Origin of the sequence: Paenibacillus sp. FSL M8-0142 (assembly GCF_038597315.1) — a bacterium.
In the GTDB taxonomy this organism is placed as follows: Bacteria; Bacillota; Bacilli; order Paenibacillales; family Paenibacillaceae; genus Paenibacillus_AQ; species Paenibacillus_AQ lactis.
On sequence record NZ_CP152008.1, the window covers coordinates 2,018,884 to 2,035,027 of the forward strand.

Annotated in this window: 21 protein-coding genes; 19 read left to right on the top strand and 2 right to left on the bottom strand. The window is 40.9% G+C overall.

Annotation, left to right across the window (positions count from 1 at the left end):
• Positions 1-3 precede the first annotated feature (3 nt).
• The 16 genes from NSQ46_RS09485 (at position 4) to NSQ46_RS09560 (ending at position 10,725) form a co-directional block, all read left to right on the top strand.
• Positions 4-459 carry a DUF6431 domain-containing protein gene (locus NSQ46_RS09485; protein ID WP_251537693.1) on the top strand — a complete coding sequence of 152 codons (456 nt, stop codon included), beginning with the start codon at positions 4-6 and terminating at the stop codon, positions 457-459.
• A gap of 41 nt (positions 460-500) precedes the next feature.
• Entirely contained in the window at positions 501-1,850 is a 1,350-nt protein-coding gene (locus NSQ46_RS09490; protein WP_251537694.1) for a DDE-type integrase/transposase/recombinase, read from the top strand.
• Complete coding sequence (locus NSQ46_RS09495; protein WP_251537695.1) at positions 1,843-2,643, top strand: AAA family ATPase; 801 nt, start codon at positions 1,843-1,845, stop codon at positions 2,641-2,643. Before NSQ46_RS09490 ends, NSQ46_RS09495 begins: the two co-directional genes overlap by 8 nt.
• Before the next feature lie 117 nt (positions 2,644-2,760).
• A complete protein-coding gene (locus tag NSQ46_RS09500; RefSeq protein WP_342576698.1) occupies positions 2,761-3,153 on the top strand; it encodes a hypothetical protein in 393 nt (130 codons plus the stop codon).
• 263 nt (positions 3,154-3,416) lie between these two features.
• Positions 3,417-3,938: an AAA family ATPase gene (locus tag NSQ46_RS09505; RefSeq protein WP_342576699.1), complete on the top strand. Its 522-nt coding sequence runs from the start codon at positions 3,417-3,419 to the stop codon at positions 3,936-3,938.
• Between the two features lie 245 nt (positions 3,939-4,183).
• Positions 4,184-4,315, top strand: coding sequence for a hypothetical protein (locus tag NSQ46_RS09510; protein WP_342576700.1), 132 nt, complete (start codon positions 4,184-4,186; stop codon positions 4,313-4,315).
• The gene (locus NSQ46_RS09515) at positions 4,312-4,890 is read left to right on the top strand and encodes a hypothetical protein (RefSeq protein ID WP_342576701.1); all 579 of its coding nucleotides are present in this window, start codon (positions 4,312-4,314) and stop codon (positions 4,888-4,890) included. Before NSQ46_RS09510 ends, NSQ46_RS09515 begins: the two co-directional genes overlap by 4 nt.
• 181 nt (positions 4,891-5,071) lie before the next feature.
• Positions 5,072-5,500: an NUDIX hydrolase gene (locus tag NSQ46_RS09520; protein ID WP_342576702.1), complete on the top strand. Its 429-nt coding sequence runs from the start codon at positions 5,072-5,074 to the stop codon at positions 5,498-5,500.
• 287 nt (positions 5,501-5,787) lie between these two features.
• Positions 5,788-5,883, top strand: a complete 96-nt coding sequence (locus NSQ46_RS09525; protein WP_342576703.1) for a putative holin-like toxin — start codon at positions 5,788-5,790, stop codon at positions 5,881-5,883.
• Between the two features lie 384 nt (positions 5,884-6,267).
• Entirely contained in the window at positions 6,268-6,813 is a 546-nt protein-coding gene (locus NSQ46_RS09530) for a GrpB family protein (RefSeq protein WP_342576704.1), read from the top strand.
• A 182-nt stretch (positions 6,814-6,995) separates the two neighbouring features.
• The gene (locus tag NSQ46_RS09535; RefSeq protein WP_342576705.1) at positions 6,996-7,562 is read left to right on the top strand and encodes a histidine phosphatase family protein; all 567 of its coding nucleotides are present in this window, start codon (positions 6,996-6,998) and stop codon (positions 7,560-7,562) included.
• Positions 7,563-7,683: 121 nt separating this feature from the next.
• A complete protein-coding gene (locus tag NSQ46_RS09540) occupies positions 7,684-7,875 on the top strand; it encodes a hypothetical protein (protein WP_342576706.1) in 192 nt (63 codons plus the stop codon).
• Between the two features lie 128 nt (positions 7,876-8,003).
• Positions 8,004-8,534 (top strand): hypothetical protein, encoded by a 531-nt coding sequence (locus NSQ46_RS09545; protein WP_342576707.1) that lies wholly within the window; start codon positions 8,004-8,006, stop codon positions 8,532-8,534.
• Positions 8,535-8,839: 305 nt separating this feature from the next.
• On the top strand, positions 8,840-9,490 hold the full coding sequence (locus NSQ46_RS09550) for a lysozyme inhibitor LprI family protein (RefSeq protein WP_342576708.1): 651 nt from the start codon (positions 8,840-8,842) through the stop codon (positions 9,488-9,490).
• 98 nt (positions 9,491-9,588) lie between these two features.
• Entirely contained in the window at positions 9,589-10,056 is a 468-nt protein-coding gene (locus NSQ46_RS09555) for a GNAT family N-acetyltransferase (protein WP_251537692.1), read from the top strand.
• Between the two features lie 120 nt (positions 10,057-10,176).
• Positions 10,177-10,725, top strand: a complete 549-nt coding sequence (locus tag NSQ46_RS09560; RefSeq protein WP_342576709.1) for an ATP-binding protein — start codon at positions 10,177-10,179, stop codon at positions 10,723-10,725.
• 303 nt (positions 10,726-11,028) lie between these two features.
• Here NSQ46_RS09560 and NSQ46_RS09565 read toward each other — a convergent pair whose 3' ends face one another.
• Together NSQ46_RS09565 and NSQ46_RS09570 are read right to left on the bottom strand one after the other, a co-directional pair.
• Complete coding sequence (locus tag NSQ46_RS09565) at positions 11,029-11,439, bottom strand: hypothetical protein (RefSeq protein ID WP_342576710.1); 411 nt, start codon at positions 11,437-11,439, stop codon at positions 11,029-11,031.
• On the bottom strand, positions 11,423-11,860 hold the full coding sequence (locus tag NSQ46_RS09570; protein WP_007127795.1) for a MerR family transcriptional regulator: 438 nt from the start codon (positions 11,858-11,860) through the stop codon (positions 11,423-11,425). Before NSQ46_RS09570 ends, NSQ46_RS09565 begins: the two co-directional genes overlap by 17 nt.
• 282 nt (positions 11,861-12,142) lie before the next feature.
• Between NSQ46_RS09570 and NSQ46_RS09575 the strand changes: the two genes are divergently transcribed.
• The 3 genes from NSQ46_RS09575 to NSQ46_RS09585 all read left to right on the top strand — a co-directional run bounded on the left by NSQ46_RS09575 (position 12,143) and on the right by NSQ46_RS09585 (position 16,070).
• Entirely contained in the window at positions 12,143-12,430 is a 288-nt protein-coding gene (locus NSQ46_RS09575; RefSeq protein ID WP_007127796.1) for a hypothetical protein, read from the top strand.
• A 185-nt stretch (positions 12,431-12,615) separates the two neighbouring features.
• On the top strand, positions 12,616-13,152 hold the full coding sequence (locus NSQ46_RS09580) for an HAD-IIIA family hydrolase (RefSeq protein ID WP_210094789.1): 537 nt from the start codon (positions 12,616-12,618) through the stop codon (positions 13,150-13,152).
• 653 nt (positions 13,153-13,805) lie between these two features.
• Entirely contained in the window at positions 13,806-16,070 is a 2,265-nt protein-coding gene (locus NSQ46_RS09585; RefSeq protein WP_007127798.1) for a hypothetical protein, read from the top strand.
• The last annotated feature ends 74 nt before the right edge of the window (positions 16,071-16,144 follow it).

Consider the following 16,144-nt stretch of genomic DNA (forward strand, 5'->3'; position numbering starts at 1 on the left):
ACGGTGATCGGGAGCCGAAAACGGAAGCTTGTACATGCTACGGGAGAAAAGAGCGTCTTGGTCATCCGAAGACTACGTTGTACGGCTTGCCGGAAGATTCATCATGAGTTACCGGACTGCATTGTGCCTTACAAGCGTTACGAATCAGAATGTGTGGAGAATGTCATTGCGTCTGAACCCACGGAAGTAGATGTTGCCGCAGACAACTCCACACTGTACCGTTGGCGGACTTGGCTTTGCTCAATGGCTACCTACTGGTTAGGGTGCCTAGAGTCCATCGCCATTCGCTTTCATCTAGATGTTGTGAAGGAACCGTCCGCACCTTCACAAACTGCACACCATAGATTCGGACGTTATGTCGGAGATGCCGATGGATGGCTAGCAAGAGTTGTCCGACCTGTTGTGAATTCAAAATTGTGGGTACATACCCGTTCTGCATTCTTGTCCGAAGCCCTCTGAGATAGACTCGTAAACGAATCTACCAAAAGAGGTGTAAACGGATGAAAGATCAGAAGAAAGCGGAACAGATCGCTGCGGATCGTGTGCAGCTCCTTGCCCCGTTGCTTACGGAAGGGCTCGACCCGGCAAAGGCGAGGGAAATCAAGCAAAGAATTTGCGAGCAAATCGGAATATCGGAGAGAACGCTGCGGCGGTATTTAGCAGCCTACCGGCAAGATGGCTTTGGCGGATTAAAGCCGAAGAGCAAAGGAAAACAACCCACAGCCCCCGCCATTCCACCGGAGGTCTTGGAGCAAGCGATCTTGCTGCGGCGGGAAGTGCCAAGTCGCAGTGTTGCCCAGATCATTCAGATCTTGGAATGGGAAGGCCGCGTTAAGCCAGGTCAAATCAAACGGAGCACGCTTCAAGAGAAGCTCACTGAACGTGGTTATAGCACAAGGCATATGCGAATGTATGCAAACTCAGGTGTAGCGGCTCGACGATTCCAACAGCCACACCGCAATCGTCTATGGCACTCGGACATAAAGTACGGTCCGTATCTGCCCATTGGACCGGACGGAGCGATGAAACAAGTGTTTCTCGTTACCTTTATCGACGACGCGACGAGGTTTGTCCTGCACGGTGAGTTTTACCCGGTCATGGACAAGACGATCATTGAAGACAGCTTCCGAAAGGCCATTCAGAAGTACGGTGTTCCGGAAGCCGTGTACTTCGACAACGGGAAGCAGTATCGAACTAAGTGGATGACGCGAACGTGCTCCAAGCTCGGCATTCGCCTTCTGTTTGCTAGGCCATACTCGCCCGAATCAACCGGGAAAGTTGAACGCTTCAACCGGGTGGTAGATTCTTTCCTTAGCGAAGCAGCACTTGAAAAACCAAAGACGCTTGACCGCCTGAATGAATTGTTCGAAGTTTGGCTTTCGGAATGCTACCAGAACAAGCCGCATTCAGCACTTGACAAACGAAGCCCTGAAACCGCCTTTCGAAGTGACAAGAAGGCGCTTCGGTTTGTGGAACTAGAGATACTCGCCAATGCATTCCTTCATTGCGAAACCCGCAAAGTCGACAAAACCGGGTGCATCAGCTTCTTGGAGCGTAAATATGAAGTGGGGCTTCCGTTCATCGGATGTACCGTGGATGTCGTGTATGACCCGGCGGACATCACCGAGCTCGTGATCGAGTACGAAGGTCACGAACCATGGAAGGTAAAGGAACTCGTAATCGGGGAACGTGTCGGGAAACGTCCTCCACTGCCGGATCAACTTCAGCCGCTGCCGGCAGATTCATCGCGGCTGTTAAGCGTTGCTGAAGTACAAAGTCGCGGGCGCCGCGCTGAGCAAGTGCCGGCCATCAGCTTCCGTAAGAAAGGCAAGGTGAATGGCAATGTTTGAGGCATTCTATGAGCTTAGCCGTTCACCGTTCTCCAGGGACATTCTGCCTAGTGAGTTATATGAGTCGGAAATTTTGGAGGAGACGCTGGGGCGGCTAGAATATGCGGCAGAACGGCAATGGTTTGCGGTCGTGACCGGTGACTGCGGAACCGGAAAGACAACAACGATTCGGCGGTTTGCCGAAGAACTGGATCCTGCGAAGTTCAAGGTGCTCTATCTGTCGGATTCAAAACTGACACCGCGGCACTTCTACAAGGGGCTGCTGGAACAACTCGGTTGTGAATCGAAGTTTTATCGCGGGGATGCGAAACGTCAGCTGCATCGAGAGATCGAGCTCATGCGGGGAATTCATGGACTGCAGCCCGTCGTGGTCGTGGATGAAAGTCATCTTTTGGACCGAGAGATGCTGGAGGAAGTTCGCTTTCTACTAAATTTCAAGATGGATGCTCAAAGCCCAATGGCCCTCATCCTCGTCGGGCAAAGTGAATTGTGGGATCGCATTAACCTACAAGCCTACGCTGCGATTCGTCAACGCATCGATCTTCAATGCAAACTTCCGCATTATGACCGGGCCCAAACAGGAGCCTACATCGAGAGACACATGACTTATGCCGGTGCGGAACGAGACATCTTCACTGACGGAGCTATTGACGACATCTATCGTTACTCTGGCGGAGCAGCTAGGCTAATTAACAAAGTATGTACTCATTGCATGCTCTACGGCGCACAGAACAAACACCGCATTATCGACGATCATATGGTTAAGCGCGTCATTCAGGGAGAATTATCATAATTCTCCCTCTCGTATATCCGGATGCGGTCAGATTAACCGTCAATAGCAGGATAACTTACACCATCAATCTCCGGACATTATGCGTTAGCAATAACAATATTGATTTCAGGAATAACAATGGATTATCAATCTGATTTCAAAGAAACATATTTAGATCTTGTAACCAGATTAGACTATATAGAACTAAAAATATTGACTCTATATGAAAATACCGGAAGAGAGGGAAGTATGGATATTGGAGATGGTTCTGACAGTGCTACAAGTATATTAACAAGTGCATCGTATAAAGAGAGAATTATTAAATTAATTAGGAGAGAAGCAAGTTACTTAAGCACTATTGAAGTTCATGGTAGATATGAGTTTTATATATGTGATTTAATATCCAAATCTCTACTTGTAGACACAAAAATGATTGGCAATACTTATAAAGAAGCTGGGCAAGAAGGACTTAATATACTCTATATAACTGATTTTGGAAAGGAATTTATGAAATTTATTAGATATAGCTAAGCAAAGGAGAAATGGAAATTATTCCAGAGTATTCTCAAGAAGATAGGACTTCAGTTAACAAGATATTCACGCTGCATGCCATTCGGCCCTTGGATTGCCCGAAGATAAAGGGGCGAGGAAGCGGAACCAGGCAATCAACCCTGCAAGGCTAAGTCTATCGACCCGTTTGCTACGCTTACTTAAGCCTTTCGAGTTTGTGAATACGGGAACGTTATCCGAAACCCCCGAAATCTTATAAAACATAACAAAGGAAGATGACAAATATGGATAAAGGGAGAATTATATTTTTGAATGGCGTAACAAGTTCAGGTAAAACTTCAATAGTAGAAGCTATGCAAACTTACTCTGAACCATTTTTTTATGTTGTTGCCAATGATCTTTTTGAAAATACGATTGGTGATAAACATCTGCGGAAAGACTACTGGAAGTACTTAAGTGAAGTAATAATAATGATGTATTACACAGCAAGATTATATTCGGATAGTGGAAAGAATGTTTTAATCGATGGGATACTTATTGAAAGACCTGAGTTAAATCCACATTACGATAAGGTCAAAGATATTTTTAATGGGTATCCTTTAGATATAGTTGAGGTGTATTGTCCTTTAGATCTTTGTCGTAAGAGAAGTATAGAACGTGGTGACAGAAGAGAAGATCAATCAGATGAGCAAAATAAAATAATGTCAAAAAACATTCGCTATAGCTGCTCAGTCGATACGAGTTTGAATACGCCAGAAGAATGTGCAGAAATTATTATCAAATCATTATTCAAAAATAATAAATAATCGTAAATAGTATGTATCGACTCAAATAAGCAGGGGGCATCGGATAACAATTTGTTCCAGCTTCGCGGCTTACGCCGCTCGGTCTGCCCGATGGAATTCAAGGAAGCTTAATCAGGCAGACACATCGATTTTCCTCAGTTAAGAGCTATCTAAGGGGAATCGACGTCAGGAACACAAGAACGTGATCCGAAATATTCGAAAATCAAATTTAGAATAGAAATACATAATCGAAGGAGTGATCTTTAATGAAAGAAGTAATTATTAGGCATGGTGGAGACTATTTAGGACTTGAAGAGATTGATTTTTCAATTATATCTAATGATTTTAGAGTCCTCCCTTTTTACAGAGATGATTATTTCTTGGAATGCAAGCGATGAATATCGGTATTACTGATCCTGACATTACTCAATATGAGTATAGATTACTGGAAACGTATATTAAGAAAGAGAGAACCCCATCATTTGAAGCCATGACTGTAGGAGCATTCTCTCAGATGTGGATTTTCGCATTATATGAAGTTTTACGTTTATGGCGAGACAGAAGGTACGAATTCTCTAAGCTTCACAAAAACGGAGGGATTGATCTTAAATTAAAATCGCTAAATTCTGATGATGATATGAACGTAACTTTACAAGATCGAAGGAAACAACTTGAGAAATATCGAGATGATCAGTCATTCAGGGATGAGGTTGAATATTGTTGGGGTCAATTAGAACCGGTATATCGAATGGTTGAATTATATAGAATTAATATGGCTAAACACGCAGCGCCTGGTAAGAGTAATGCTATTCCCATGGCACCAGGCTATGGGCGAATCAACATGCTTTGTGATGCATTAGATTACGAATTAATTGTAGATAGGGTTAGTTTTGAATTGCTAAATAGAAGAGATGTAGCAGATAACTTGAGGGAAGCTCTGTTAGTAATTCGAGCAAATAAAAAAACTCTATAGATTAGACGAGAATTCGAGTACTCCGGATAACACTGCATTCCTACTACGAACATTCGTCCTTGATCGCTAAGAAGGATTTCCAAGGGGGTTAATCAGGCGATACATTCAACCAGCTAAGTCTGACGACCCGTTCCCTTTGGTCACTTAAGCTGCTTGAACGTCAGGAATGCGGAAACATTATGTGAAATTCGGACTAGTAAGAGAAAAAACTCTGGAGATGATCCTAATCATAGCTCAGGCAATCATTATTAAAGACAAATACATACTGATGGTCCGTCAATTTGTGCAAAGAGGGGCTATCGTCTGGAATTTTCCTGGTGGGGGAATCGAAGAAGGTGAAACCCCTGATGAGGCTTGTATTAGAGAAGTCAAAGAAGAAACTGGACTCGATGTAAAAGCATTAAAATTAATCCAACACCAAGAGGGGGAATATACATATCTAGTGACAGATATTGAAGGCAGAATACACCTCGATAAAAGCAATAAGGACAACGACGATATTATAGAGATCAAATGGTTATCAATTGATGATAATAAAATATTCGATAACTATACAAAACCAATAATAGAATTAGTAAGAAAACTCGAAGATAGCCCGAACATCACATAACAATATGTTCACGCATCGGCCGGACAAGCCGCAACGGTAGCCAGGAGATAAAACAGGGAAGTTGATTCAGGCGATACATCCGCACCACCTAACCGCATCGGGGCCGGTCCTTCGGACCTTAAGGTAGTGGGAGGTCGTGAACACGGAAACGTTATCAGAAATTAACGATATCTAAACCATAAAAATATCGAACAATTGTTCTTCACCCTATTGGGAGATGATGGTACAATAGGAAGGACAATTGAATCTTGGGTGGGCATGGTTTCCCTTCGAAAGGAGGTGAAGCCATGGAAGTTAAGGATGCACTGACGATCATGTTTCTATTTGGATCGTTTATCATTGCCCTATTAACATACATCAATTCCAACAACAAGAAAAAGTAAAAACCCACCCAAAGGTTAGCGCCCAGGTGGGTTTTTGTTCCTATTCGACTCAGAAGGGGACTCCCATCCAAGCCAATTGTCAAGCCGAGTGTTTGCCGCACTCGGCTTCTTTAAAAGTATGATAACACAATTGGAAAAAGAAGTGAACCTGGAAAATACATAAACGAATCAAGTGGATGAAAGGCTTGGTAAAAGCTTAGTGAAAAATTAAATTATCAACCCTTATTTGAGGAGAGCCGCAAAGGAGCATTAACTACGTCTAACACCGTATTTACGCTGCGGCACCTTCGTTCCTGGGTTCGCCCGGGGTTTATCAAGGAAGTGAATCAGGTGGACAACCCTGCACTACGCGGAACTAGTACACAAATCTTATCGGAGGTTATTATGTCAGATCCGATTATTGTAGTACCGTATGATTCTTCTTGGAAACAAGAGTTTAAAAGTATTGGTTTTGAGATTCGACAAGCACTTGGCAAGCTAGCTATTCGAATAGATCATATCGGCTCAACTTCTATTGAAGGATTAGATGCAAAACTTATAATTGATATTCAGATTTCGGTCCGATCATTCGAACCGATAGAGATATACAAAACTAAGCTTGAGAACATAGGATTTGTCTATAGGTATGATAATCCTGACCTAACAAAACGATATTTCCGTGAGAAGCTTGGAAGAAAACGAATTCATATCCATATAAGAGAATTTGGAAGTTGGTCTGAACAATGTTCACTATTATTTAGGGATTACCTTCGGACTAATGAAGATGATTGCAGAAAATATGCAGCAGTGAAATATGATTTGATGGGACAATATCGTAATGAGCGGGATCGATATGTAGAAGGCAAGGAACCAATAATTTGGGAAATCATGAGCAGGGCCAGCAAATGGAGTCAAGTTACTGGATGGAAACCAGGAAAGACCGATATGTAAGTATATCAAAGAAGGTTTAGACATCGGATACATTGCCGGCCCTTACGGCCCTTGGTCGGCAGGCGGGATCTTAGGTAAGCGGGTACCGCGGATAATCTCCTTCGGAGGTTCGTGAGTGCAGGAACGTTATGGAAAATCGGAATCATATCTTTAATGTAAGCAAGCAACTAAAGGAGGCCTGGATGAAAACAACTGTCTATATGGTTAGACATGGAGAATCACCTTACAATGAAGGAGATGAAAGAATAAGAGGGCTTACCTCAAAAGGAAAGGTCGATATTGAAAAAGTAACGAAGATACTTAAAGGTGAAGGAATAGACATGATTATATCAAGTCCTTATACTCGGGCAATTCTTAGTGTTGAGGGATTGGCAAAGCACCTAAACATAGATATCAAAGTATTTGAAGATCTTAGAGAGCGTCATTTTGCAGCAGATTTTATTGAAAATGCAGAGTTAATGTCTAGTATCAGAGAGAGTTTTGATGACCCTGAATATACCTTGCCGGGTGGAGAGTCTAATGCTGATTGTCAGAAAAGAGCAATCTCAGTTGTAAATGCCATTTTAAAAGAACATAGAGAAAAGAAAATAGTAATCGGGACTCATGGTCTGGTAATGACTTTGATGATGAATCATTTCGATCCAAATTTTGGATTAGAATTTTTGAATCAATTAAAGAAACCAGATATTTATAAAATGCAATTCGAGGGCTTGGAACTAAAAGAAGTAACAAGAATGTGGAATGATTAGTATGAAATGATTGCATGCATGAAAGATATAGAAACTATATAGATCTGTAACCTTATAAACTGTGTTAACTTCTAATTATAGACTAGGAATTAGACGAATCTTAATTTCCTGGGGGAATAATGTGGGACCACTTTCTTTGATTGCTATCTTAGGACTTATTTCTGGAATAATTCAAATTACTTATCCAGATCTCTTTATGAAGCTTCATGTTCAAGGTACAAAAAATCCGAAAGCAGTTAAGTTGGGAGGGATAATTACTATTTTAGTAAGTATCACTTTATTATTTTTTGATTTCTGGAAAGATCTTTTTTAAACCATGAGGAAGCGACTCCTGACAGACACATCGAGTCCCTAAGATAAGAGCTTTCTAAGGAGACTCACATTAGGAACACAAAAACGTTAACGAAATTTTTGCAAATCCTATTTACTTTGGGAGAGATTATGAGAAATAGAATAATTGGAGCAGCAGTTATTATTGCTTTGGTAGGGATTATTTTTTTATATGAAGATAATCAAAGATCTTTTTCGACTCCATTAGAAGCTATTTATCATCAAACAGAAAACCAGGAAGGGGTCACTGTAAAAGAAATATTCGCCAGTTCGCAAGTAAATAATCATGCGGATTATTTTTATATAACTAATTCGGATAATATTGTGGCTGTTCAATTATCTAAAGGATTGTTTGGTTGGAGATTTGATTCCTTAAGTACTGGCAGTGGATTAAATATATATCATAAAATTTCAAAACCGATTAATGGATATATTAGAGGTGGTGATTTCGTATTTGGATTAGCAACTGAACAAGTTGATAGGATCGAGGTTAATAACATTCAGGCAAGGTTAATTCCTTTAGATTTTTATTTCGAGGGTAAAGAAATTAACGGTAAGAAGTTATGGTATGTTCATACTAAGAATGATAGCGGTGAAAGTATTGAAATACATGCTTATGACAAATCGAATAAAGAATTATAAATATATTTTTGTGTATGATGATCCTAAAAAGGCAGTAACTTCGTCTAACAATGTATCTACACTGAGGGCTTTGCCCTTGTTTCGCGAGAAGTGGAATCAGAGCGGTAGCCTCAGCGCACAACCCCACGAGGCAAACTCCGTAGGACCCAGCGCATTCGCGCCTTAAGTCTATCGGGTTTCCCTGCACCAACTAACCGCATCGCTGCCGTTCTCTACGGTCACTTATGTCGGTATGGGGGCGTGAACACAGGGACGTTATGCGCCATTACCGGTAAATATTATGGATAATATTTAAGGAGATCGTTATGAAGAGTAAGATACTCTTAATATTTTTTATTACGATCGTGTTTTCATCTTGTCAGAATATTAGTCAATCGACTACCGTGAACAGCGAAACTAAATCAATAAAGAATTCTGAACTGCCTTCCGATGTGGTGAGTACAGGTAATGAAACAGAATCAAAAGAAATATCTGAAGGTCGATCAGATCCTGCTAACAATGAAGTGTTATCCATGAGCATTGGGAACTATGAATTGACTGGGGAATTTTATGATGAAATGCTTCGAAATCCTATAGATCATGATTATGAAGTGGAATTTAATGAATTTCAAAGTTCCAAAGAGATTACAACATTGGGATGGGGGGCGTTGGAAAGCAAATATGCAGAGATTTGGGATAAAGAGTTGAATCAAATATATAAGAAGCTTCTTTCTAAGTTGGATAAAGAACCAAGAAAAGCACTAATTGAATCGCAAAAAGAATGGTTACAGTATCACTCAAGGGAAACAAAATTTGTAGAGAAGACATTTATTAATAATGGTAACCTTGGATCACAAGGATCGGTAAGCCTAGGCAGGGTTATACGGGAGAGAATTAGGGAACGAACAATGCAATTATTTGAATATCGATATTTGCTAGATGGTGAAGTTGAGTTTTTATACCAAAGTGAAAAATAGAGTTGGAATCTTGATCTAAGGTTTTTAGGTTATCGGAAATCAGCGCAACGATAACATGAATAACCCAACTGTGGTTTTATTATTGGAGGAAAACAGTCATGTCTCAAGTCATACTAAAAAAGATTACTTCTGAGAACTGGAGAGAAGCTATTGAACTAACTGTAAGTGTGGAACAACAAAGATTTGTTGCTTCGGTAACACCTCCCGCTGCAATTGCTCTTGCGAAGGCTTATATCAGACCGGATGGTAGGATAGTAGAACCTTATGGGGTCTACAAACAAAATCAAATGGTAGGCTTCTTCAATTTGCACTATACACCTGCTAGTAAAGAAGATTATTGGCTCTTTCATTTTTTTATTGATCAAAGGTTTCAAAGAAAGGGAATAGGAGCAGAAACGATAAACGCGCTAATTAATTTCATTAAAGAATTTCATCCTAATTGTCATCGCATTAGATTAACAGTGCATCCTAACAATGATGCCGGAATAAAATTTTATACAAAGCTTGGATTTACTTCAGAAAACACTCTTACGTATGGTGAACCTACATACTCTATTGTATTTTAGATTTATTTTAAAAATAAATTGACACCCAATGACAGTCTTGAAAGTTGATTCAAAGAAGTTATCTGAAAGATTGGCAAAAACATTATAGTGTTCATCAGATCATTGATTGGAGAGTATTTTATGAGGCGCCTGGTAATCATGACGGTTGGAAAAACGCATAGTGGAAAGACCACTTTTGCTAAAGAATTAGAATCTGTATTACAACAAGCCGTTGTTATTGATCAAGATAATCATGCTGAATTTATTAATAGCCATTATAAGAAACTTCGCCCTATAGAGGGTCCTAACACTTTAAAGTTCTCTGTAACTAATGCGATTGTTAAGTACGCTATTGAGGAAAGCGATTTCCACATTATCTTGAGTAATTCCAATTTAAATAAACCTGGAAGAGCAAATGTACTCCGACACTTTCAGGACAAGGGATTTGAAAGCATTATCGTTTACTTTGATCTACCAACTGATTTACTGAAAGAACGTGTACTACAAACTCAAAGAAGTAAAGCTATATTTAGAAGTGCTGCGAGCTTTTTGGAAGTATTGGAGAGACAAGAAAATTCGACAGTAATACAACCTAGTAAGGATGAAGCGAATTATCTATTTGACATTAAGGACTCCAATAGTACCATGGAAATTATTCAACAAATAAAAGTTATTAGTGAATTTAGATAATTCGAAGAAGGCCGATCCATAAGATAACCAACATATTCATGCTTTGAACCTAGTGGCTCTCGGGCTGGTGGGAGTGAATAAGCAAGGAATCAAAATCACCCGAAAACATCCATCTCCCTATGATAAGAGCCATATAAGGGAGATGGACGTCGTGAAAACAAGAAACGTTAGATGAAATCTCCGGAAAGAGCATTGTAAGACCGATAAGTACAACTTAAGTTTCAGTAAGTCAAACAAGATACAGCATTACTTAAATTATCTTGTTTGCATGGGTCTAGATCCAAATATTAACCTTCTTACCCTTTACTCTTTTTTCTTTATTCTCGTGCTCAGTATGATGAAAGCGGCATAGATTAAGATGGCAATAGAATCGATTAACGTATTCGTAAGTTCCGAAGCATCATAAAATGCCGTTACGCCGAGAATGACCATCAGACGAATGAGTAGAAGTGACGCCAAAATCCACGCAGCAAACCGGATCTTCGATTTCTCGCTTTGAAATGACAGGATAATGAATACTATGCCGAAAGCCAGATTTTCAGCGGTGATAATGTGCCAGATATACGTAAATGTTATCCGTGCATTCAAGGCTAAATCATTTACCAAGAGCGTCGGCAGTACAACGGATTGCCCGTTCCATGCGTGCGTAACAGCAAAAAGTATGGCAAGAACGCCAGCAATCAAGCAATAATAATTTTTAATTTTGATGTCCATCACAATCCTCCTTAGTTATTTCAGGTTCCTTCTTGTGAAGATCCCGGTAAATCTCCCGAACGAACACTGCCAGCTGCTGGTCATTTTCATGGTTAAAGTCCCTTAGTGTTTTAGCTGCTACGTCGAGTAACTCACTGACCTTTTCAAGATGTGCGATTTTCTTGAGTGCTTCTGCCTTTTTGGTTTCAAGGAAGTCAGCGACCTCCTCACAATACGCAGGATCTATACTCTGCATTCGGTGGAACTGAAACTTCCCCTTGATTTCTTCTAGTGAAAAGTCCGCATACTGCATGATTTGAATATTCATCAAATCGACGATATCGTCCCTCGAATACTTGCGATAAGAATTATGTCCCCGAGACGGTGATACGACTCCAATCCGGTCATAATACCGCAGCGTATCCTTCGGGATACCAAGCATTCGTGAAACCTCTTGTATAGAATATTGTTTTTCCATATCTTCAGATTAGCATTGGAGTAAACTCCAATGTCAATCGTTTTTTCTGTCTTTCGCATGCGGCATTCATGCAATCCATGGAACTATTCTGCCAGTTATCTTAATGAAAAAAATAAATAAAGCTGTTTAACAAAGTCTAAGAAGTGAAACAAGAAGGAGAATGGGATACAATTCCAAATAGAGGCAGGAAATAGCGTGTTTTGAAATCTCGGAGATTAAATCAATATCCAGGGAAGAGGTGGCTGAATGAAATTTTCATTCGAAGTTGGACATTCAGAAAAGCATATTGTGGAGTTTGAATTTAATCAATTCTTAGGAAACCTGAGTATTAAAGTGGACGGAAACGATAGAATCAATGATTTTAGAACGTTCTCATTTAAATTGATTAAAACCTATGAATTCGAAGTTGGAAATGAAGAAAAACACCAAGTTAAGGTTGAAAAAATCAGAAAGTTGGTACTGGCTGGATTTAGGAAGACAAAATATAAAGTTTATATTGATGGAATACTAGACAGAGAATTTGAGGGGAGATAAAGGATATTCACGCAGCAGGCCTTATGCCCCTTGATTCGTCCGATCCCAATTATGGAGGATACCTTTAACGACACACGAGCTGGCCTAAGAAAAGAGCGATTTAAGGCTGACTCGTGCCATGAAATACAGTAAGGTTAGGCGAAATCCAAAAAAGTGTATTATTAAAATCATTCGAGGAGGTATGAATGTTGATAGAATGGAAAGCTGTATTTATCGATCGGGATGGAACCATTGGTGGTACAGGACATTTCATGCATCCACGAGATTTTACATTATTTGAAGGGGCTCAAGAAGCGATCAATAAGCTCAAAGATGCAGGTCTTAAGGTATTTGCATTTACCAATCAACATAGGATATCACGTGGACAAGCGACAGTCGATGAATTCCGAAAACAGTTTTATTCATTTGGATTCGATGACTCCTTTATATGTCCTCATGGTCCTGATGATGGTTGTAATTGCAGGAAGCCAAGCTCTGGAATGCTCCTCGCAGCTGCAAAGAGATATAAATTGGACTTAACAAGATGTATAGTGATAGGCGACGTCGGTGATACCGATATGCTGGCAGCACATGCTGTCGGAGCAAGTAAGATACTGGTAAGAACCGGGTGGGGCGAAGGATCCTTAAACGCGTATAGACACAAATGGAAAGAAACTGAGCCGAATTACATTGCACGGGATCTTAAAGAAGCAGTGATATGGATTCTCGGAAGCAACTCATAAAAGGCAGTAGCATCTTCTAACAACAAACTCACGCATTGGGCCAGCCGCGCTGTCCTTCGGTATATACCTGATGACTTGAAGTAATTATCGAGTTCTCTGATAAGTTTAGTGTTTGGGGCTTATATTAAGAACATTCAGTAAGTACATTTTGAAGGTTGCTATCATGGCGGTAGATATAGTTGACAACCTACTCATTCAAACGGTTTGGTCAGCTTAGGTCTTCCTGTTCGCACGTCTCATGCAGATAAGGGTGAATGGACATCGTGAATATGGAAAACCTATCTGAAGCACCCAAATGCCTTTAAAGTATCTCCATACCTTAAATATGGAATTTGTTGTAGAATAATAGAGAATCTTATTAAACTCTGAACAATAGGGCTTTCACAGGGAGCAGGTATGGTAAAGAATTGAATCAAGGCAATTATAGAATGAATCTCATCAAGCCACTGAAGTTTGATCAGTGGTTATTTTATTGTTTGCCGAACTCATGCACATACTCCCGCCCAAAGAGAAATACGGTTGTCTTCTTATAAACAATTTCATATAAGTGGCTATAACATAAGAACCAGGATAAGAATGTGGTATCTACCATCGCGATTATTAGGTCTTTACATAACAAATAACAACGGACATATAAAAAGGAGAGAAACAGATTGAATAAAAAGCGAGCGATATCTCTCGGCAATTTGGTATTTTTGATTCCAGTCATTTTGTTAAGTGTGTTCATGTGGAATGATTACAAGAGATACATTGATGAGTATCAACCTTCCTTTGAGCGCATCTATATGCTGGATGAGGGGAAGAAATTAATTGGCTTGGCAAAACACCCGGTTGGAGAGCAGTATGATGTTTATCTTTTTGATCCCGATAAGGAAAACTTAATTACAGATACTACGATACATACCAATTTCCAAGCCGGGCTGGGGCCGGCGACTTATCAGCAAGATGGAATCATCATCCCGACCTACGACGATTCATACGGGCTGCAAATCAATTACTTCCATTCAACTGGCAAGGTTGAAGAGTTGGCTCAGGGTACGATGCACCTTCCACCCTCATGGAGTTCAAATGTTTACGCCTGGCGTGGCAGACTCATTGTAGCAGGGGAATCGCCAAATTCAGAATGGTACATAGCTCAGGTGAAGGACGGAAAGCTGAATAAAGTGAATTTAGGCGAGAAGGATCAACTTCCGTCCAGACCAGTTCGAATAGATGAAGTGCACGGGAGCTTTGAGAATGACCAGGCAGTTCCCGTATTTACAGTGGATTTAAAGGACGATAGAACGGCATTTGTCAGCGGGATTTTAGACAAAAACGGTGATTTATCCGTGCTGCTTCAGAACAAGGATGAAGGGACGTTTGCTGCACAGGATCGGGCTGGCGCCCGCTTCGCCAAAGTCTTTGGGTTCAATAACGCCAAGTTGGTACGCGAAAATGGGAACTATCCTGAAGAAGCATCATTTTATAACGCTAACGAGAATCATTGGGGAGCTGCGGTTCCAACGCCAAAGCCGGTATATCAAGCTTCCGTATTCCTGTTGAATGACGAAGAAGTTCTGATTGCCGGATCTACTGTAGAAGATGAATTAAATGGATCCGTTATTGGATATGTTCTCAATGAGAAATCCGGACAATTTCAAGATGCCTCTGCTCTTCTGGAGCAGCTGTCCTACGAGAATTTGAAAAATAGCGATACTGAATTTTATAAGAATTTAGGTAGTGACGTCCTTTACTATCGCGGTGGAGATCGAACGGCAGGTTATGTTGAGATGGAACTCCAGGAAGCTAAGGTTCTATCAAGCGATCAGGTCGAGAAATGGTTGCTCACAGAAGCCGAAAACAAAGTCTCGATTCAAAGTTTCTGGAATTATTATAAGCAAGGCGGAGCGATTGTTATTAACTGGTCGGTCTGGGTCTTCATCATTCTACTCACATTCCTAAGCGTCGCAGTCGCCCCTCGCATGTTGGCGGGATCAAGAATGAAAAAAATGAGAGATGGCCAGCATATTCAGGGCCGGATTATAGATATGGAGGAATCAGGCTTATATGTGAATGAACAGCCACAGGTCCGATTTATCGTTCAGTTCGAGGATGAAGGTCGGATGAAAGAGGTTGAAATCAAGCAGGTCATCTCCTATCTGAGTCCTATTCAAATTGGAGACACCGTAATGATCAGTTACGACCGAAAGAAGCACAAAGCTGTATTTATCACAGAGGAGGATCTTAAACATGCAGCGCAGTCGTCTAAACCGGTCATCATTGAAAATGCGATACTTACTCGTATTGAACCACATGGGAAAGTGAACCGGGGGCAAGCCCTTAAGCTTTACTTCACAGCCGAAGGACGGGATTATACCGTACCGGTCGTTCAACCTTTCGGATTTGAATATCGTACGGGTGAAAGAGCGAAACTCATTTTGATTCAGGGAATGGCGAGAATCTTTAGGTACGGCGGCAATGGGAGCACAGTAAAGGAAACGGACCAACTCTCTCTTCAGGGCGAAGTGATCCATGTGCAGAAAATGCCGATCATTATTGAAAATAAGCAGCTGATGCTTCTGGAAGTCATGATTTCTAGAGGGGCAGACCGAATCCGTAAAGCCAATAGTCTCTTTGTACCTGAAAATTTGTCGGTGAATGTGGGCGCCGTCATTCCGGTTAACATGCAGAAGGAAGATTTCCAGAGAGAAACCCGTTTACTTCAAGGCAAGCAAGGTGCGGCTAAGGTTCTCTCCGTTCATTATGACGGAACGCAAGGGGAACGGCCATTGGCCATGATTACCGCAGAAATAGACGGAATTACCTACCACATTAAACAGACTATTGAACCAGTATATGGTGTAGTGGTGGGGGATGAGTTGTGGATTGCTTACGATGAAGGTACGCAGGAAGGCATAATTATTAACTATTCTTCATAGTAGTCAGATAACTTGAAAACAAAAAGCTTAAAACAGACAAATAAGCCTGCCGCTGTGGCAGGCTGTTTGATTTG